The following is a 19,621-nucleotide window of genomic DNA, read 5'->3' on the forward strand; positions in this document are numbered from 1 at the left end:
TGAAGTTACGATAGATATATTAAGAAAATCGTTGGTATAATTTCACGGACCTATTAATTTGATGAAAAATGAGCCTCCAGTACATGGTGTATAATAATAAGTACCATTTTTTAATAGGAGAAAACGAATGAACGAACAATATTATGATGCAGTTTTACATATAAAAACAGTCGGTGAGCAAAAAGGGTTTAACAAGTCTATGCATTATCACCGCTATGAACCGACGCCGTATAGCGGGTTAGATGAGTTATTGAATCAATATGAAATACGAAGTAGCGACCGAATTGTAGACTTTGGGTGCGGAAAAGGGCGATTAAACTTTTATATGCATCATAAATGTGGTGCTTCAGTAGTTGGAATTGAAATGAATGAAGAGTTTTATAAAGAAGCGATGGATAATAGAGATCGTTATGCACGAAAGGCACGAAACAGTAAGGGAAAAATTCAATTCCAATGTTGTTTAGCGCAGGAATATGAGATTGATCCACATGATAATAGGTTTTATTTCTTTAATCCGTTTTCTGTGCAAGTGTTTATGAATGTAGTCAATAACATTTTGCTTTCAGTAGAAGAAACGGGGAGAGAAGTGGGTATTATTTTATATTATCCTTCTGAGGACTATATTTTCTTCTTAGAAAATCAGACTGCGTTTGAGCTAAAGAAAGAAGTTAGATTGCCAGGTGCTTATGAGAAGAATGGGAATGAGAGGTTTTTAGTGTATACGTTAGGATAATAAAAAAGCAGATGCTAAGGCACCTGCTTTTTTTATTAGTTACGGATTAAGTAATCAAATGCGCCTAAAGCAGCGTTTGCACCTGAACCCATAGAGATGATGATTTGTTTGTACGGATTATTTGTACAGTCACCTGCAGCAAACACTCCTGGTACGTTTGTAGCGCCGTGCTTGTCTGTTACGATTTCACCGCGAGCGCGTTCAACTGTTTCGCCTAACCAGTCTGTGTTTGGCACAAGACCGATTTGAACGAATACACCTTGTAATTCAACGTGATGAACTTCTTCAGTTTCACGATCGATGTAAGAAATACCGTTTACTTTGTCAGTACCAGTGATTTCTTTCGTTTGAACGTTTTTCAGAACAGTTACGTTTGGTAAGCTGTTAAGACGCTCTTGTAATACAGCATCAGCTTTTAATTCTGGCATGAATTCAAGAACAGTTACGTGCTTAACAATACCTGCTAAGTCGATAGCTGCTTCAATACCAGAGTTACCTCCGCCAATAACTGCTACATCTTTTCCGATGAATAATGGACCGTCACAGTGTGGGCAGTATGCTACACCTTTATTTTTGAACTCAGCTTCACCTGGTACGCCAACATTACGCCAGCGAGCACCTGTAGAAACGATTACGCTCTTACTTTTCAGAATAGCGCCGTTTTCAAGTTCCACTTCAATAAGTTCTTTTTTCTCTAAACGTTTCGCACGTTGTAGATTCATTACATCGATGTCGTATTCTTTTACGTGCTCTTCAAGGCTTGCTACTAGCTTAGGACCTTCAGTGCGTTTTACGCTGATGAAGTTCTCAATACCCATAGTATCCATTACTTGACCACCGAAGCGCTCAGCAACGATACCAGTGCGGATGCCTTTACGTGCTGCATAAATTGCTGCACTTGCACCAGCTGGGCCGCCACCAACAACAAGAACATCGTATGGATCTTTATCAGAAAGCTCTGATGCATCTGGACCGTTACCCATTTTAGCTAAAATTTCTTCAAGTGTCATACGACCGCTTCCGAAAGATTCGCCATTTAGGAAAACTGTTGGTACTGCCATGATGTCTTTGCTTTCTACTTCCTCTTTGAATGCAGCGCCATCAATCATAGTATGTGTAATACCAGAGTTAAGAACGCTCATTACGTTAAGAGCTTGTACAACATCAGGACAGTTATGACAACTTAGGCTGATATAAGATTCAAAATGATATTCGCCTTGAATGTTTTTAATTTGATCGATTAATTTTTGTTCAACTTTTGGAGCACGTCCACTAACTTGTAGTAAAGCTAACACTAATGAAGTAAATTCGTGTCCTAATGGAATACCAGCGAATACTACACCAGTGTCTTCATCAGGGCGATTTACACTAAAGCTTGGTGTTCTCTCTAGTTCAACTTTTTCTACTGTAATCTTTGATGACATAGTAGCTAATTCATCTACTAGAGATAACATATCTTTAGATACATTATCGTCTCCTGAGCTAACTTTAAGTAAAATATCGTTCTCCATTAACTGAAGGTATTGGGATAGTTGTGTTTTTATATCTGCATCTAGTATCATTTTGATCGAACTCCTTAGATTTTGCCTACAAGGTCAAGGCTTGGTTTAAGTGTTGCAGAACCCTCTTGCCATTTAGCTGGGCAAACTTCACCTGGGTTGTTACGTACGTATTGAGCTGCTTTAATTTTGTTAACAAGAATGCTTGCATCACGGCCGATACCGTCAGCGTTGATTTCCATAGATTGGATAACGCCGTCTGGATCGATGATGAATGTACCACGAGCAGCAAGACCTTCTTCTTCCATTAAAACGTTGAAGTTTGTAGTGATTGTGCGAGTTGGGTCACCAATCATAATGTATTCGATTTTACCGATAGTTTCTGAGCTATCATGCCATGCTTTGTGAGTGAAGTGAGTGTCTGTAGATACAGAGTATACTTCAACGCCTAAGTCTTTTAGAGTTGCATATTGGTTTTGTAAGTCTTCAAGTTCAGTTGGGCAAACGAATGTGAAGTCAGCTGGGTAGAAACAAACTACACTCCATTTTCCTTTTAAACTTTCGTCAGTAACTTGGATAAATTCTCCATTATGGTAAGCATTAGCTTTAAACGGTTTTACTTCTGTGCCGATTAATAACATATTAAATTTCCTCCTAAATGTTGGTTTTGAGCATCAAAAAATAGTTTGCTCATAAAATATATTTTTTAATTAACTATAATAATTCTAATTCGATATTAATTATCATATAGAAGTGGTTATTTTGTCAAGAGAATAAACCAACTTTATACCAATTTAATTAATATTTATTCTCAATTAAGGTTGTTAGGGAATGAAAAGGTAATTTTCATGTCATAAATTTTCAATGAGTGTTTGAAAGAGTAGTGTGTATGTTAGAGACATGGTGTAAGTATAAATTCTTAGGAAGGAGATATTTCTTAGAAGTTGTAGATTTGAAAAGGAACTGCTTATTTCTATTTTACAAAGAATTGTGCGATAAATAAAATAAAATGAATCGGAATCTTTTTGAACAATTTTTGTCCGCTCAAATATATAATTAGGAAGTATATTGCAATGATAATTAGAAACATTGACTCAAAGTGCTAACAAGATATAATAAAATCTAGATATATCTTTCAAAAAGAAGAATATATAATATAGGATGAAAAACATTCAACCTATTATTTTTTTATAGCCTTTAGAAAACGCTTACAATTAGTGTGGGAGGGGAAACCATGTCTAAGTTCACGAAGTATTTTTTAATGGAAGATAAAGATGTGATTGCATATGTGAAAGAGAAATTATCTAAGTTTGAACATGCAAAGGGGTTACAGTGTAAAGAAATAGGTGATGGTAATTTAAATTATGTGTTCCGCGTTTGGGATGAAAAAGAGACCATGTCTGTCATCGTAAAGCAGGCCGGGAATACAGCACGTATTTCAGATGAGTTTAAGTTGTCGACGAATCGTATTCGTATAGAATCAGATGTTTTGCAGTTAGAGGAGGAGTTAGCACCTGGGCTTGTTCCAAAAGTATATTTGTTTGATAGTGTGATGAATTGTTGCGTGATGGAAGACTTATCAGATCACACAATATTACGTACAGCACTTATAAATCATCAAATATCTCCGAGGCTTGCTGAAGATTTAACTACTTTTATGGTAAATACTCTTCTATTAACATCAGATGTTGTAATGAATCATAAAGAGAAGAAGGAACTTGTGAAGAATTATATAAATCCAGAGTTATGTGAGATTACAGAGGACCTCGTATACTCTGAACCATTTACAAATCATAATAAACGTAATGAGTTATTTCAATTAAATGAAGGATGGATTAGAGAGCATATTTATAGTGATAAAGAGCTTCGTATGGAAGTAGCGAAACTTAAGTTTTCTTTTATGACGAATGCGCAGGCGTTGCTTCACGGTGATTTACATACTGGTTCTGTTTTCGTAAAAAGTGATTCTACAAAAGTTATTGATCCTGAGTTTGCTTTTTATGGACCTATGGGATATGACATTGGGAATGTAATGGCGAATTTAATATTTGCTTGGGTGAATGCAGATGCAACGATGCTACCTGGAACTGAGAAAGATACGTATATGGATTGGCTAAAAACGACGATGGTAGAGGTAATTGATTTATTTAAGAAGAAGTTTTTAGTTGCTTGGGATATTCATGTGACAGAAATCATGGCGAAGGAAGAAGGCTTTAATGGCGTATATTTACAATCTGTGTTAGAGGATACAGCTGCAGTGACGGGTCTTGAGTTAATTCGTCGTATTGTTGGATTAGCAAAAGTAAAGGATATTACTTGTATTGAGAATGATGAAGCACGTGCTAGAGCGGAGCGAATTTGTCTTCAAGTAGCGAAGAAGTTTATTTTACGAGCGAATCAATATAAAACAGGTACGAGTTTTGTAGAAATGTTAAAAAAACAGTCCATTCATAGCGCGAAGTAAGGAGAGAAAATGATGAAAGAGCAATTAATACCAATTCAATGGAAAGATGATGCTTTAGTTTTATTAGATCAAACGTTATTACCGAACGAAGTTGTCTATGAATCTTTCAAAACAGCTGAAAGTGTGTGGGATGCAATTCAAGTCATGAAAGTGCGAGGTGCACCAGCGATTGGGGTTTCAGCAGCGTATGGTGTGTATTTAGGGGTAAAGGAATTTGCTGAAAGTACGGTAGAAGGATGTATTGAAGAAGTAAAAAGGGTATGTGCATATTTAGCAACATCAAGACCGACGGCAGTAAATTTATTTTGGGCGCTGGAAAGAATGGAAAGTGTAGCGATAGATAATGTTCACTTATCGATTGCACGGTTGAAAGATAGATTGTTAGAAGAGGCAAAAGAGATTCATAGAGAAGATGAAGAAATTAACCGTCAAATTGGAGAACATGCATTAACATTATTCCATGATGGCATGGGATTATTAACTCATTGTAATGCAGGTGCGTTAGCAACGACTAAGTATGGTACTGCGACAGCTCCAATGTATTTAGCGAAAGAAAAAGGATGGGACCTTAAAATCTACTCTGATGAAACACGACCTAGATTACAAGGTTCAACGTTAACAGCATTAGAACTACAGCGAGCGGGAATTGATGTAACAGTCATTACCGATAATATGGCAGCTATGGTCATGTCACAAGGGAAGATTGATGCGGTAATCGTCGGCTGTGACCGAGTAGCAGCAAATGGTGATGTAGCAAATAAAATTGGAACATTAGGCGTATCTATTTTAGCTAAATACTATAACATTCCGTTTTATGTAGCAGCACCAACACCGACAATTGATTTAAACACACCGACAGGAAACGAAATTCCGATCGAAGAAAGAGATGCTTCTGAAGTAATCAATCGTTTCGGACAATATTCAGCTCCGAAAGTAAGTAAAGTATACAATCCAGCATTTGATGTTACGCCACATGCAAATATAACAGCAATTATTACGGAAAAAGGGATTGTAAAGGCACCGTTTACGGAGAATTTAAAAAATCTATTTTAGTAAATAGGTATATAGTCAGTCATCATAAGCTTCATACTTAGGGGGATGTATATGTTATTACAAAAAGAAAGAGAAGAAATTGTAGCGTACGGAAGGAAAATGATTTCTAGCGGTTTAACAAAGGGGACCGGCGGAAATATTAGTATTTTCAATCGTGAACAAGGCCTAGTTGCAATTAGCCCAAGTGGTTTAGATTATTATGAAACAACGCCCGTGGATGTAGTTATATTAAACTTAGATGGTGAAGTAGTAGAAGGTGAGAGAAAACCGTCAAGTGAACTAGATATGCATCTTATTTATTATAGGAATCGTGAAGATATAAATGCGCTCGTTCATACACATTCACCTTATGCGAAGACGATTGCATCATTAGGGTGGGAGCTTCCGGCTGTTTCATATTTAATTGCTTTCGCAGGCCCGAATGTACGCTGTGCACCGTATGAAACATTTGGTACGAAGCAATTAGCAGAGGCTGCTTTTGAAGGCATGATTAATCGCCGTGCAGTATTACTTGCGAACCACGGTTTAATTGCAGGTGCAAATAGTATAAAAATGGCATTTACTGTTGCGGAAGAAATTGAGTTTTGTGCGCAAATTTATTATCAAACGAAAAGCGTCGGAGAACCGAAGTTATTGCCAGAAGATGAGATGGAGAATTTAGCGAAGAAGTTTGAAGGATATGGGCAGCAGTAGAATGAAACGAAAACACCCTCAAGATTGCACTCTTGAGGGTGTTTTTTATGCTTTCTTAAGCAATAAATACATAAAGTAAGGAGCACCAATTAAAGCAACGACAATACCTGCCGGAATACCGTTAGGCTCAACGATGTTTCGTCCGATTGTGTCTGCTAATAGTAATAGCCATCCGCCGATTAAAAGGGCGATAGGCATGAAGATTTGATGTCTTGGGCCTACTAAAGATTTTGCGATATGAGGAGCCATCAGCCCGATAAAGCTAATTCCTCCTGTTACGGAAACTGCTGCAGCTGCAAGTGCAACGGCTGCAATTAATAAGTATCTGCGTTCTTTTTCAATTTCAATTCCAACGCCGATTGCGACTGGTTCGTTTAATGCTAAAATGTTTAATCGATTTGCTTTATAGAAAACAAATGGAATTAATACGATTAACCATGGGAGCATTGCGAAAATGAAGATCCAATCATCTCCCCAAATGTTTCCGGCAATCCATTTGGCGATAAAGTCGACTTTCATACGATCAGCAGATGAAATAAGGACAATCATTGCTCCAGATAGTGCAAATGAAAAACCGATACCGGTTAATGTTAATCGTATTGGCTGAAGCCCTGTTGATTGACTATATGAAAATACGTAAATTAAAACAGCTGTAAGAAAAGCCCCGATAAATCCAACGACTGGTAGTAAATAAAGAAATGAACCTACATCTATTGGAAAGTATAAAAAGAAAATAGAAACAGCAACACCAGCACCAGAGTTAATCCCGAGAATACCAGGTTCAGCTAAATCGTTACGTGTAATGCCTTGAAGGATAGCACCTGATAAAGCGAGTGCCATACCAGCTAATACTGTAATGATAATTCTAGGTAGTCTTAAAGAATATAAAACGAATTCTTCTTTAAATGAACCTTGTCCCATTAGCGTTGGGAGTAGTCGATCATAAGATAAAGATGCTGAACCGAGTCCCATTCCAATTACAATGGTTGTAATAGTTAGTATAAGTAATGCGAGTATAATAAGACGTTGTTTTCTTAAAATAGATGGCATCATGAGAATGTTTTTCCTCCTTTACGAACAATGAATAGGAAGAATGGTAAGCCTACAATTGCGACGATAGCAGCAACGGGTGTTTCATACGGAGCATTAATTGTACGTCCGATTGTGTCTGCAAGTAACATAAAGGAAGCACCAGCAATTGCTGACATCGGAATAATAAATCGGTAATCTGGACCAACAATAGGACGCACCATATGAGGTATCATTAAACCGATAAATGCCATATTTCCGACAAGCGCCACAGAAGCACCAGCAAGTAAGATAATAATGATAAACAAAATTGTTTTAATAACAATGATTTTTTGACCGAGTCCAACAGCAACTTCTTCACTGAAACTAAGGACTGTCAATTTTCTTGCAAATAAGATAGCGATAAAGATACTTATTGAAATGACTGGAATAATAATTTTCAATTGACTCCAAGTAGTTCCAATCACCCCTCCAGCAGTCCAAAGTGATACATCTTGTGAAATTTTGAAGTAAATGCCGACTCCTTCCGAAATTGCGAGTAGAAATGCTGAAACTGCAGCACCTGCTAATACAATTCGAAGAGGAGAAAGTCCGCCTTTTTTCACCATACCAATTCCAAATACCATAATTGCCCCTACCGCAGCGCCGATAAAGCAAGCTAATGTTAAGTACAGGTAGCTTATGGAAGGGTTGAAAGCAAGTGTTAGTGCAAGTGCAGCATTTGCGCCACCCGTTAGCCCAAGTAAGCCAGGGTCTGCAAGGGGGTTTCGTGTTAATCCTTGCATAATTGCCCCAGAAACGGCTAGTCCAGCCCCTACAAAAATAGCAGCAACTTCACGTGGTAAACGTATTTCACGAATAATAGATATTTTGTCTCCTTTAGCGGAGGAAGTAAGTGCTAACCATACATCCTTTATTGAAGTATCTGCAGCCCCTAATACCATTGCAACCATAAAAATAAGAAAGAATGCAATTATGCTCAAAATTAGTTTGTATGTAAAAGCTATAGAACGTGGATTGTCATGATCTTTTGTCATTCGTTTCACATCTTTTCTGTTCATAGAATAAAGGAAGAGGAATTCTTAAATTAAGAATTCCTCATGTTTGTATTATTTACCAAGAAAGCTTTTCTTGAAGAAGTCTAGTTGGAAATCTAATGTAAGTGGATCATTGAAATAGAATTCCATCATGTTTGCTTCGTATACGCGATTATTTTTTACTGCTGGAATGTTTTTATATGATTCTGTCTCTTGGAATGAGTTATCAGTATCTTTGTTTTTACTTACGATTAAGTAATCACCAGCAAACTCAGGCAATACCTCAGTAGATAATGCGTAGTAACCTTCTTTTAAAGCTTTTTCTTTTACTTTTTCAGGCATTTTTAATTTCATTTCTTGGTACAGAATTTCTGTTCCGCGGCCCCAGTTCTCGCCGTATACATAAAGCTGTTTATTGAAGTTTTCAACAACAGATACTGTTGCATCTTCACCAATTTTTGCTTTAATTTCTTTACCAGCTTCTTGTGCACGTTTCTTGAAATCATCAATCCAAGTTTTTGCTTCTTTTTCTTTGTTTAATAACTTACCGATTTCTAAATGTTGTGTTAAGTAATCAACTTTTCCGTAAGTGTATGTTACAGTAGGAGCGATTTTCTTTAACTTATCAACATTTTTAATATTTGATAAACCAATGATTAAATCTGGATTTAGTTCAGCGATTTTTTCAACATTTTCATCTGATACTTCAGCAACATCTTTAAGTTTACTATCAAAACGTGGGTTTTGTTTAGACCATGAATCTACCCCAACAACATTTACGCCTAATGACATTACGTTACCAGCGAATGATGATAAAACAACAACGCGTTTTGGATTTGCAGGAACTTCTACTTTACCATTTTCAGATTGGTATGTAATTGTTTCTGATTTACTACCTTTTGCATCATTCTTTTTGTCTGTAGAGCCGTTGCTACAAGCACTCATAACAAGAACGAAAAGAACTGTTAGTGAAATAAATAACTTTTTCATCGTCTTTCTCCTTTAACGTAGATGTATGTGTATACAATAATTTGTTTAACTGCAATCTTTTTGAAAGAGTAGTGGTAATGCAAAATAATTTATTAAAAATCTTGAATGTGAGATTTCACAATATAGTATTAACCATATTAATGAAAGAAGATGTAATCTCAATTTGCTAATTATTAACAAATTGATAATGATTATCACTATTGATTCTTTAAATAATATAATTTTATATAGGTGTATTGTCAATAGTAATTTTGATTGTAAATTTTGCGGAAACAGGTTATATTTTATTGAGAATGATAATCAATGATTGATAGCTGAGGAGTGAGCACGAATGAATCGAGAAGAATTGTTTGATGTAACTGTAATAGGCGGAGGACCTGCAGGGCTTTATTCAGCTTTTTATAGTGGACTTAGAGAGATGAAAACGAAAATAATAGAATTTCAACCACAGTTAGGTGGAAAAATACATGTTTATCCGGAGAAGATGATTTGGGATGTAGGAGGGCTATTGCCAGTTACAGGTGATAAATTAATTGAACAACTTGTACAGCAAGGGCTAACATTTAAGCCGGAAGTTGTATTAAATACAAAAGTAGAATCAATTATTCGTAATGAAGATGGAACTTTTACGTTAAAAACAAGTACTGGCGAAGAACATTTTTCAAAAACAATTATCGTCGCAACTGGAAGCGGTATATTGAAACCGCAAAAGTTATCGATTGAAGGTGCGGAGCGATTTGAAGTATCGAATTTAAATTATACAGTTAAATCTTTAATGCGTTTCAAAGATAAAACGATCATTATTTCTGGTGGAGGAAATTCTGCCGTTGATTGGGCGAACGAATTAGAACCAATCGCGAAAAAAGTGTATGTAACATATAGAAAAGAAGAATTATCTGGTCATGAAGCACAAGTAAAACAACTAATGAACAGCTCAGCGGAGTGTTTTCTGAATACATCGATTACAAAATTAGTTGCTGGTGATAATCATGAAGCGATTGAATATGTAGAATTAACGAATCATGAGACAGGTGAAGTTTCTCATTTACCTATTGATGAAGTTATTATTAATCATGGATATGAACGTGACATTACATTATTAGAAAATAGTGAGTTGGACGTTGCGATTATAGATAATTTTTATATTGCAGGTAATGCAAATAGTGAGTCTTCTGTAGATGGATTATATGCTGCGGGAGATATTTTGAAACATGATGGGAAATTGCATTTAATTGCGGGAGCATTCCAAGATGCTGGAAATGCTGTGAATAAAGCGAAACAATTTATTCAGCCAGATGCAAGTGAGTACGGAATGGTTTCTTCGCATAATGAAGTATTTAAAAAACGAAATCGAGAATTGATAAAGCAAATGATGAAATAATAAAGTGAAACTTTAATCAGTGGGGGCTATCCTGCACTGATTATTAACCTTCACTAATCGGGCTTTTACTGTCCACAAATAGCGGGATAAAGGTACAAGTATACCCCCATTTACTTCTCTATTCAAATAGACGAGAGATGTAAATGGGGGTTTTCCTGTTTACTATATTTTCAATCATTATTATGACACCGGTTTCATCAGTTCATATGACATGAACATTTTATTTGTAAATCAGTCTAGAAAATAATGAATCTATGTTTTGTTTACGCTGTTCCTTTTGCTCGTTCGTTAGGAAATGGCATATTTAGTATAGAAGCAATGTATTGTTTTCCATGTTTTCGAGCCAATGACTCTAATATTTGACGAACGCGTTTTGTAAGATGCCCTTGTTTTTTTATCGCTTCACAATATGCGTCGTAGAAAGCATATTTAGCCCATAGAAAATCATCTTGTTGGAATAAGAAATGATTTTTGTACCATTCACCAATTGTATGATAACAATTGATTTCGTGTATTGCTACGCCTTGAGAAAGAATACGATCAGATAAAGATGTAGTTAAATGAGAAGTTGTGTTTTCTGTTTCAACTTGTAATGTTTTTTCTAACATTGTAATGATGTGACGAGTAGCCATATGTTAACTCTCCTTTGTGTAAATGGGTGATACCATTCTATATTTAAAAAAATACTTACTATATTATTATACAATATATGGAATGGTTCTACCTGCTTTTTAAACTGCATTTACAAAATCTTTTTTATTTGTTTACAAAAATAAAGTAAGATACAGTATATATGAAAAAATAATAAAGGAATGAACGCATTGTATATAACAATAGAAGAAGCTGCGGAGTATTTGAATTTACCAAAATCGTATATTGAAGAGCTAATTCAGCAAAAGAAAGTTCGTGCGCTATTCGATGGAGAGCAATATTTATTAAATAAAGAACAATTCAACACGCATTTAGAACAAATGGAGAAATATAAACAATTAGTAGAAGAAATATTAAACGAACCAATTCCAGAAGATATGGACGTTAAAGACGAAGACTAAACTTTAGGAAATCCCGTATGAAGATATGCAGAAATGTATCTTCATACGGGATTTTTTTATCTAAAGACATCAAAATCCTAAGGAGCCCTCAGGATTTCTTAGAATTTTGATAGGTAGTAGTCTACCATGTTAAAAGCATATTTTTTTCGAGCTAGGACAAACATAGAGAACGTAACCTGTACAGATACATATACTATCAGTGCAAAAGCTTATAAATTAATGGAAGGGGTTTTCTCGTGAGTTTATTTCATTGGGATTTTTTGAAAGACTTAATTGGATCTTATGTAAGAGTGAACAGAGGTGGACCAGAATCTCAAAAAGGAACAATAGTATCATTAGGTGCGGACTACTTCGGATTAGAGAATGAAAAAGGAGAGAGCCATTACTACCAGCTTCGCCATCTGAAAAGCATTACCCAAAATACGAAAGATGGTGGAGTAGGTGATTTAGAATGGGTGGAAGAAGACATTGCAGAAGACTTTGAAACGCTACTTCAAAGCTTCAAATACCGCTGGGTGAAAATTAACCGTGGTGGACCAGAGAAAATTGAAGGTATTTTACAAGATGTTTCTGGCGGTTATGTAACATTGATTATTAAAGAAGAAGTTGTATTAATTGCACTATCTCATATTAAGAGTGTTAATTATAATGCACCAGTAAGTGGAGAGAGTAGTGATGAGAGTAGCGATGAGAAAAGTAATGAAAACAGCAATAATTCAGGTCGCGCTCGTGCACAAAGACAATCAAGTAGAGGAAGATAATAAGAAAGGAGGGTACAAAATTGGAGAGTGTATTATGCTGTGATCAAATCAAAGGTTTAGTTGGTGAGAATGTAAAAGTAAATCTTCGTGGACCGGAAAGTCGAGTAGGTGTACTGTCATTGTTAGGAAAAGATTACCTTACACTACAATTACCTCATGGAGAATTAGTGTATTATCAACTGAAACATGTGAAGAGTCTAGTCAGAAAAGTGAAAGAGGCACAAGGAGAATATGGTTCATGTTTTTATGCGGAAGAAGATACTTTTTTAGATGCATTAAATGACTTGAAGTATAAATGGATAAAGATTAATCGTGGTGGACCAGAGTGTGTGGAAGGTTTATTAAGTGATATACATGATGGAAATATTACACTAGTTAATGGTGATGAGGTCATTTATGTGATTAATTCCCATATTAAGAGTGTGAGTCAAATAGTTAAAAACAAAAAGAATGAAGAAGAATAATGTTTAATAAATAAAAGGGGCATTATGATTGAAAATGAAGAATGATTTCATATTTCTCTGTAATTATTTTTGGATATATGAAAAAGGGTTTCTTACTATTAAAAAACAGAACATTGCCCCTGATTATTTTTAGAATAAAAGAAAGGGAAATTGTAATTTCATAGGAAGGAGGATATAGATGAATGAGTTACACAAAAGTATTGGAGAAAATATATATGTTAAATTAATTGGTGAAAAGAGATTTAAAGGCGTATTAATCGATGTAGGAAATGATATTGTTGTTCTTTACAATGGACAAGACTACGTATATATATCTTTATATCATATCCAATATTATAAGTTTTTAAGACCATATGATGAAGAAATATTAAAACCTGATGTAGATTCTGTAATTAAAAGGGAATCTCCTTCAATTTCTTTGAGGAAAGTATTAAGCACATCTAAAGGGATTTTCACAGAAATTTATGTAGCAGGTAATGCTCCAATACATGGATATGTTACAAGTGTAATGAACGATTATATTGTTTTTTATAGTCCAGTCTATAAAACTGTATATATATCTTTAAAGCACTTAAAATGGTTAATTCCGTATAAAGAAAACCAAGTGCCTTATTCCCTCAATAAAAATGAACTCCCCGTAAATCCATTAAATATTACGTTAGCTCGAACGTTTGAGGAGCAACTTATTAAAATGTATGGAAAGATTATGGTGTTCGATTTAGGTGAGGAATCCAATAAAATTGGAAAAATGGCGAAGATCGATGAAGGACATATTGAAATATTAAAAGCGCGTGATGCAAAAATGTATGTGAATATTCAACATGTAAAATCTGTCCATTGTCCGTAGGCTAGTTGAAAGGGCTGGCTTTTTCTTTTATATGCAGAAGGAAAGGTCGGGCCTGTTTGTTTAGTTCGATTTGGATATGAGGGGAAAAATGAATTGAATATAAATTATGTTAGTATGATTTTTGAAGAGGCAATCTTGTGCTAAATTATAAAAAATATGTACGAGCCACCTTTTGATGTATTCAATTTATTTTTTGAGGAAGAACTGCTCAACTAATTTACTAAAGGGGTTTTATTTGTGGAGCCGTTTCCAAATTCGTTATCGATTACATTACTTGGTAGTGCTGGTGGAGCAGCGAAGGCAGTTTTAGCAATTTTAAATCAAGCGATAGCAAATGAAAAAGATCCAATTTATGAAGTGATAAAGAATGTTACATTTCATTTGGTTGATATAAAACAAAAAGATAGGGCTTATTATGATGAGTTGTTTCCAAATTTGAAAGGTCATTTGTCATTATATGAAATAGACCTTCAAGATGTAGTGAAATTTAAACAGCATTTAACAGAAAAAAGTACGAGTGTTGTTATTGATGTTTCGGGTGCAGATACGATCAGGGTACTGAGCTGTTGTAATGAACTTGGAATCTTTTATATTAATTCAGCTTTGGAAAATGAGGCAGTAGATCAGGACGATAGTTTACTTGGATTTCAGCTTACGGAACGATATACGAGGTTTGAGAAAGAGAAAGAAAAATTTACAAATACAAAAGCGATTATAGGTTCAGGTATGAATCCAGGTGTTGTTCAATGGATGGTTGTTGAACTTATGAAAGAACGGCCGAATGAACAGCCACAAGCATGCTATATTGTAGAACATGATACGTCGTTTTTGAATGATACGGCACTTATAAAGCCGTATACACTTTATACGTCATGGGCAGTAGAGCGATTTCTAGACGAAGCGATATGGAGTTATCCGATGTATATGAGTCATCATCGTCCTCTTTATTTTTATGAGGATGTATATGCTTCAGAGTATAAAGTGAAGTTAGGAAAAAGAGAGTTTTATGGTTGCTTAATGCCACATGAGGAAGTTTTAATTTTAGGGAAAAATTTCAACATGGAAGTTGGTTTTCTTTACCGAATTAATGAGTATACAACAAATGTAATTAGACAGAACTTAGATAAGGTAGAAGATTTATGGAACTGGAATCGTAAAGTATTCAATCCAGCGGAAGAAGAGGTTGCAGGAGAGGATCTAGTAGGTGTATTACTCGTTTATGAAAATGGCGAGACGTATATGTATAACGTAATGAATAGTAGCCAAGTTTTTCATAAATATAAAACGAATGCAACTTACTTCCAAGTAGGGTGCGGAATTTATGCAGGTTTGTGTAGTTTACTTTTAGATCACTTTGGACAAGGTGCTTATTATGTCGAGGAATTATTATTAAATACAGAAAGTAAGTACGGTGAATATTTAAATTTATATATGAAGGATTTTGTAATAGGGCATAATGATTTTACGGATGGACTGCTACATGATAGGGTCAGATGGATATAAGTTGTGACTAGAAAGGAAGGAGAAGTCTCCTTCCTTTTTAGTATTATAAGGTTACGTATTGCCCTGAAAGCAATTTCATACTTATAATTTAAGGAGATAACGGTGGGGATTTTTTTTCGTATCGATCAAGGGGAGTTTTTATATGAACAAATACAAGAGCTTGATTTATGAAGAAAGAAAAGCTTTAAAGGTATTTATATTATTATTCTATATTATATTTTTTTCATATGACGCTATATATTATTTTGTATATCCTGCTATGAATATTAATGGAACAACGGTAGGATGGCCAGAAGGAAGCCTTGGGATAGGCGTATATATATTTGTAATAGCATTATTCCCTATTTCAATGTATCTTCAAAAAAGAGGTTATGTATATTCTATAAAATATTTATTTTTATTTGGCTACATGTTTATCAATCTTATAAATAATTTAATGATTTATTTGCGAACGGATAGAGCTTTTGAACATGGTAGTATGGTAGAAATGTTATTAATTTTATTTGCACCGGTTTTCGTGAACAGAAAATATTTTTATTTAGTTTCCTTTAGTGTAATTGGAAAGTACGTACTTTTTACATTGATACTACAAGATCTAAAAGTTGTGATTCCGCTTGTCTTATGTGTATTCTATTTCATTATTTCACATTCTTTGTTGAAACGATTTCAATCTTATGTAAGAACGGTTGTTGAAATGATGAACAATATGAAAGAGACGGAAAATTTAGCTGTAATTGGGACTATGTCTACAACAATTGCGCATGAAATCCGAAATCCATTAACGGCTTTGAAGGGGTTTACGCAAATGCAAAAAGAAAGAAACCCTGAAGATATGATGAGCTATGAAATAATGTTACAAGAAATTGAGAGAATTAACGGATTTGTTAGCGAATTGATGTTATTAGGAAAACCGAAACCAACAAATTATGAATGGTGTAACATACGGGAAATCCTTTTATATGTTGTGCAGTTAATGGAAAGTTATGCGAGTCAATATAAAGTGAAAGTTTATTTGCAAATAGATGGAAACTTACCCGTTATAAACGGTGATGATAAACAATTAAAACAAGTGTTGTTAAATATTATTAAAAACGGAATAGAATCAATGCCAGAAGGTGGGGATATTCATATTCGGGCATATGAAAAAACTAAGGGGTATTTGTGTATTGCTGTCGAGGATCAAGGATTTGGTATAGAGGCAGGAAAATTAGAGAAGATTGGAAAGGCTTTTTACACAACGAAGGAGAATGGTACAGGGCTTGGTTTAATGATTACATATAAAATTATTAAAGAACATCAAGGGAGTATCACGATTCAAAGTAGTATGGGTGTGGGAACGAAAGTGGAAATTTATTTACCGACGATGTAGCGAAGTAGAAGAAAATATTTTTCAGAAAAGTGTTCTTCTTGTGTAAATATAAACATTTAATAAAATGTTTCAAGAAGGGTTTTTTTTATAAAATACTTCGTTTATAATGGAGGAAAATATCGACATGAGATTGGTTACTCATGTAACGGTTCGGTAGTGTTATGAAAAGAAAAGAAGGGGTGCCCGCGCATCCTTTTTTCTATGCAGATATGATGAAAGAGGTGGTATTGATGGAATTAACATTAAATTCGACTGTATGCTTACACACGATTCAATTTCGAAAAGAGCAAAAGAATTATATTGTAAAAGATACAATTACAGGAGAAAAATATGAAATGCCGCCACTTTGGATTGATGCATTGGCAATGATGCGTGACGGTTTTTTATTGGGAGAAATTGAGGAGAAATTAAAAGAAGAGTATCCAGCAGAAGAAGTAAATATACTAGCATTCACGAGGCAACTGTTAGAGCTAGAACTTGTTGGAATGGTAGATGGGGAAGAGATAGCTTGTACAAAGAAGAAAGAGAAAGATTATTTAGCTTGGGTACGTCCCCGGTTGGAACAATTTTTCCTTAATGTAAATAAAAAATATAGAAGCAAAGGTCAGTGATGATCTTTGCTTTTTTGTAGTCCATATTTTAAAAAATAACAGCGAATGCCCTTGCGAAAGCACCGTCACTATTTTTAATTTTTAAAGGTGCTGCTGAGAAAAAGAAACGTTTCGCTTTAATAGCATCTAGATTTGTTAAGTTTTCAATTAAGAAAATATTATTGCCTAACAGTATGTGATGAATGGGTGATGTTTCTGTCGTTACCTCATCGGGAGAAATAAAATCTAAACCGACTGATTTTACTTTTAATTCAACTAGTTCTTCAGCTAATTCTTCGGAAAGATAAAATGCTTCTTTCTCATAAGCTTCTGTATTCCATTTATTAGATAGATTAGAATGGAAAATGACAATATCGTCTTTTTTTATGTCGGCATTATGCAATACTTCTTTAGGGAGTTTTCTCTCTTGAACATGAGTGACATCGATGAGAACTGCTTCACCTACAAACTGATCAAGGGGCAATTGATCAATCGTTGTTGCACCAGAAATAAAATGCGCAGGAGCGTCGCAATGTGTACCGACATGAACGACCGAATGGAAATCTGTAACTTGATATCCTGTTTCTTCAACGCTTGTAATGGCTTCTAGTTGGATTGTTGGTGTTCCGGGAAATTGAGACATATTATTTTCAAACGTTTGTGATAGATCAATTACTTTCATTTTAAATACCTCCAATATATGTTTTTCAAATAATAAAAAGCCCATCTTTCATGATCAAGAAAGATGGGCTTTACATACTAGTTGCGTTTTATCTTCCAAAATGCAATGCATTTTGCAGGAATTAGCACCTATTCAGTTCTTATAAACTGAGGTTGCTGGGCTTCAAAGGGCCGGTCCCTCTGCCTCTCTTGATAAAGGTTTATTCAGTTTCGGAATTCGAAATATTCATGATATTTAAATTGTAATTCATTTCCTTTTTTCATGCAATACAAATTAGGTGTTCACCCAAATAAAGTTGCTCGCATATTGTAGCTTATGTAAGTAGACTGTTGCGAAGGAGTGAGTGCAGTGACAGGGAATGTGTTAAATTATTATGCTGGTGGTAATACAGCTAGAGGATTTCATAATTTATACGAAGAGAATTTAAAAGGGCTAGATAGGTTGTTTATTTTAAAGGGTGGTCCAGGAACGGGAAAATCTTCTTTAATTAAGGCAATAGGTCGTGAATGGGTTGAAAAAGGATATGATATTGAGCTTTTGCATTGTTCTTCTGATAATAAGTCGGTTGATGGGGTGATTATTCCAAAATTAAAAGTAGGAATTGTTGATGGAACATCACCGCATGTTATTGAGCCGAAAATGCCAGGAGTTATTGAAGAGTATATAAATTTAGGAGTTGCTTGGGACTCAGGTAAATTAAGAAAGCAGAAGGTAGAAATTGAACGGTTTGTATCAGAAGCGAGCAAGGCTTTCAAATCTGCTTACGGATGTTTTAAAGAGGCATTAGTTATACATGATGAGTGGGAGAAAATATATATTAATAACATTGATTTTAATAAAGCAAATGAACTAACAGATCAGCTAATTCAGAAATTATTTGCAGATAAAAAGGGGCAACAATCGATTGTGAAACATCGTTTTTTAGGAGCTGCTACACCGAAAGGAGCAGTTGATTTTGTTCCTAATTTAACAGAAGGATTGCCACATCGTTATTTTATAAAAGGACGCCCGGGCTCTGGAAAATCAACAATGCTCAAAAAGTTATCGAAGGCAGCAGAAGAAAAAGGTTTTGACGTTGAAGTATATCATTGCGGATTTGACCCGAATAGTCTTGATATGGTTATTGTAAGAGAATTAGGATTTGCAATTTTTGATAGTACCGCACCACATGAATATTTTCCAAGTCGCGTGGGTGATGAGATTATAGATATGTATGCTCTTATTGTTAAACCGGGGACGGATGAGAAGTATGCTACAGAAATTCGTGACGTTTCCATTCAATATAAAGCAAAAATGAATGAGGCGATGTCTTTCTTAGCAAAAGCAAAATCAGTTCGTGATAAATTAGAACGAATTTATATTGCTGCCATGGATTTTTCAAAAGTGGATGCATATAAAGAGGAAATTCAAAAAGAGTTTGAACGAATTACCGCTACTGTAATTGAAAAGAAAAAATAGTCTTTGTTAAACTGTC

Annotated in this window: 20 protein-coding genes and 1 riboswitch; of the genes, 13 read left to right on the top strand and 7 right to left on the bottom strand. The window is 34.9% G+C overall.

The genetic code is table 11. The features are described from left to right. Positions 1-127: 127 nt before the first annotated feature. A complete protein-coding gene (locus ACUN26_RS25880; RefSeq protein WP_001005642.1) occupies positions 128-733 on the top strand; it encodes an SAM-dependent methyltransferase in 606 nt (201 codons plus the stop codon). Positions 734-768: 35 nt separating this feature from the next. Here ACUN26_RS25880 and ahpF read toward each other — a convergent pair whose 3' ends face one another. Both ahpF and ahpC read right to left on the bottom strand, forming a co-directional pair. Continuing rightward, on the bottom strand, positions 769-2,295 hold the full coding sequence (ahpF, locus tag ACUN26_RS25885; RefSeq protein WP_000599520.1) for an alkyl hydroperoxide reductase subunit F: 1,527 nt from the start codon (positions 2,293-2,295) through the stop codon (positions 769-771). A 14-nt stretch (positions 2,296-2,309) separates the two neighbouring features. After that, positions 2,310-2,873, bottom strand: coding sequence for an alkyl hydroperoxide reductase subunit C (gene ahpC / locus ACUN26_RS25890; protein WP_000924420.1), 564 nt, complete (start codon positions 2,871-2,873; stop codon positions 2,310-2,312). Between the two features lie 593 nt (positions 2,874-3,466). Here ahpC and mtnK point away from each other — a divergent pair. From mtnK to ACUN26_RS25905, 3 genes are read left to right on the top strand one after another with little or no spacing between them, the layout of a single operon-like run. Further along, positions 3,467-4,696: an S-methyl-5-thioribose kinase gene (gene mtnK / locus ACUN26_RS25895; protein ID WP_000033272.1), complete on the top strand. Its 1,230-nt coding sequence runs from the start codon at positions 3,467-3,469 to the stop codon at positions 4,694-4,696. A gap of 9 nt (positions 4,697-4,705) precedes the next feature. Beyond that, complete coding sequence (gene mtnA, locus ACUN26_RS25900; RefSeq protein WP_002037870.1) at positions 4,706-5,749, top strand: S-methyl-5-thioribose-1-phosphate isomerase; 1,044 nt, start codon at positions 4,706-4,708, stop codon at positions 5,747-5,749. Positions 5,750-5,800: 51 nt separating this feature from the next. Then, complete coding sequence (locus ACUN26_RS25905) at positions 5,801-6,442, top strand: L-fuculose-phosphate aldolase (RefSeq protein ID WP_000926574.1); 642 nt, start codon at positions 5,801-5,803, stop codon at positions 6,440-6,442. Between the two features lie 45 nt (positions 6,443-6,487). On the opposite strand, the gene ACUN26_RS25910 is transcribed toward ACUN26_RS25905, so the two are convergent. From ACUN26_RS25910 to ACUN26_RS25920, 3 genes are read right to left on the bottom strand one after another with little or no spacing between them, the layout of a single operon-like run. Beyond that, positions 6,488-7,495 carry a FecCD family ABC transporter permease gene (locus ACUN26_RS25910; protein WP_000982878.1) on the bottom strand — a complete coding sequence of 336 codons (1,008 nt, stop codon included), beginning with the start codon at positions 7,493-7,495 and terminating at the stop codon, positions 6,488-6,490. Further along, complete coding sequence (locus tag ACUN26_RS25915; protein ID WP_002037873.1) at positions 7,492-8,532, bottom strand: FecCD family ABC transporter permease; 1,041 nt, start codon at positions 8,530-8,532, stop codon at positions 7,492-7,494. Before ACUN26_RS25915 ends, ACUN26_RS25910 begins: the two co-directional genes overlap by 4 nt. Before the next feature lie 48 nt (positions 8,533-8,580). Then, complete coding sequence (locus ACUN26_RS25920; RefSeq protein ID WP_000732581.1) at positions 8,581-9,498, bottom strand: iron-hydroxamate ABC transporter substrate-binding protein; 918 nt, start codon at positions 9,496-9,498, stop codon at positions 8,581-8,583. A 331-nt stretch (positions 9,499-9,829) separates the two neighbouring features. On the opposite strand from ACUN26_RS25920, the gene ACUN26_RS25925 reads away from it, so the two are divergent. After that, complete coding sequence (locus ACUN26_RS25925; RefSeq protein ID WP_001078287.1) at positions 9,830-10,879, top strand: NAD(P)/FAD-dependent oxidoreductase; 1,050 nt, start codon at positions 9,830-9,832, stop codon at positions 10,877-10,879. A 263-nt stretch (positions 10,880-11,142) separates the two neighbouring features. Here the strand turns inward: ACUN26_RS25925 and ACUN26_RS25930 are convergent, their stop codons facing one another. After that, on the bottom strand, positions 11,143-11,511 hold the full coding sequence (locus tag ACUN26_RS25930) for a hypothetical protein (RefSeq protein WP_000235485.1): 369 nt from the start codon (positions 11,509-11,511) through the stop codon (positions 11,143-11,145). Between the two features lie 180 nt (positions 11,512-11,691). On the opposite strand from ACUN26_RS25930, the gene ACUN26_RS25935 reads away from it, so the two are divergent. The 7 genes from ACUN26_RS25935 (at position 11,692) to ACUN26_RS25965 (ending at position 17,486) form a co-directional block, all read left to right on the top strand. Then, positions 11,692-11,931, top strand: coding sequence for a helix-turn-helix domain-containing protein (locus ACUN26_RS25935; RefSeq protein ID WP_002037874.1), 240 nt, complete (start codon positions 11,692-11,694; stop codon positions 11,929-11,931). Positions 11,932-12,167: 236 nt separating this feature from the next. Then, positions 12,168-12,692: a hypothetical protein gene (locus ACUN26_RS25940; protein ID WP_000051642.1), complete on the top strand. Its 525-nt coding sequence runs from the start codon at positions 12,168-12,170 to the stop codon at positions 12,690-12,692. Between the two features lie 20 nt (positions 12,693-12,712). Continuing rightward, positions 12,713-13,156, top strand: coding sequence for a hypothetical protein (locus tag ACUN26_RS25945; protein WP_000446700.1), 444 nt, complete (start codon positions 12,713-12,715; stop codon positions 13,154-13,156). A gap of 178 nt (positions 13,157-13,334) precedes the next feature. Continuing rightward, positions 13,335-14,003 (top strand): hypothetical protein, encoded by a 669-nt coding sequence (locus ACUN26_RS25950; protein ID WP_001003899.1) that lies wholly within the window; start codon positions 13,335-13,337, stop codon positions 14,001-14,003. Positions 14,004-14,240: 237 nt separating this feature from the next. Further along, positions 14,241-15,506, top strand: coding sequence for a hypothetical protein (locus ACUN26_RS25955; protein WP_000433167.1), 1,266 nt, complete (start codon positions 14,241-14,243; stop codon positions 15,504-15,506). A gap of 142 nt (positions 15,507-15,648) precedes the next feature. Next, the gene (locus ACUN26_RS25960; protein ID WP_001046090.1) at positions 15,649-16,875 is read left to right on the top strand and encodes an ATP-binding protein; all 1,227 of its coding nucleotides are present in this window, start codon (positions 15,649-15,651) and stop codon (positions 16,873-16,875) included. A 230-nt stretch (positions 16,876-17,105) separates the two neighbouring features. Next, a complete protein-coding gene (locus tag ACUN26_RS25965; RefSeq protein WP_000424106.1) occupies positions 17,106-17,486 on the top strand; it encodes a hypothetical protein in 381 nt (126 codons plus the stop codon). 28 nt (positions 17,487-17,514) lie between these two features. Here the strand turns inward: ACUN26_RS25965 and ACUN26_RS25970 are convergent, their stop codons facing one another. Then, positions 17,515-18,147, bottom strand: a complete 633-nt coding sequence (locus ACUN26_RS25970) for a cyclase family protein (protein ID WP_000862990.1) — start codon at positions 18,145-18,147, stop codon at positions 17,515-17,517. A gap of 85 nt (positions 18,148-18,232) precedes the next feature. Further along, positions 18,233-18,345, bottom strand: a riboswitch (SAM riboswitch). A 150-nt stretch (positions 18,346-18,495) separates the two neighbouring features. Between ACUN26_RS25970 and ACUN26_RS25975 the strand changes: the two genes are divergently transcribed. Beyond that, entirely contained in the window at positions 18,496-19,605 is a 1,110-nt protein-coding gene (locus tag ACUN26_RS25975) for a PRK06851 family protein (protein WP_000147480.1), read from the top strand. Positions 19,606-19,621: the final 16 nt, after the last annotated feature.

This window comes from Bacillus sp. WC2503, assembly GCF_052682895.1.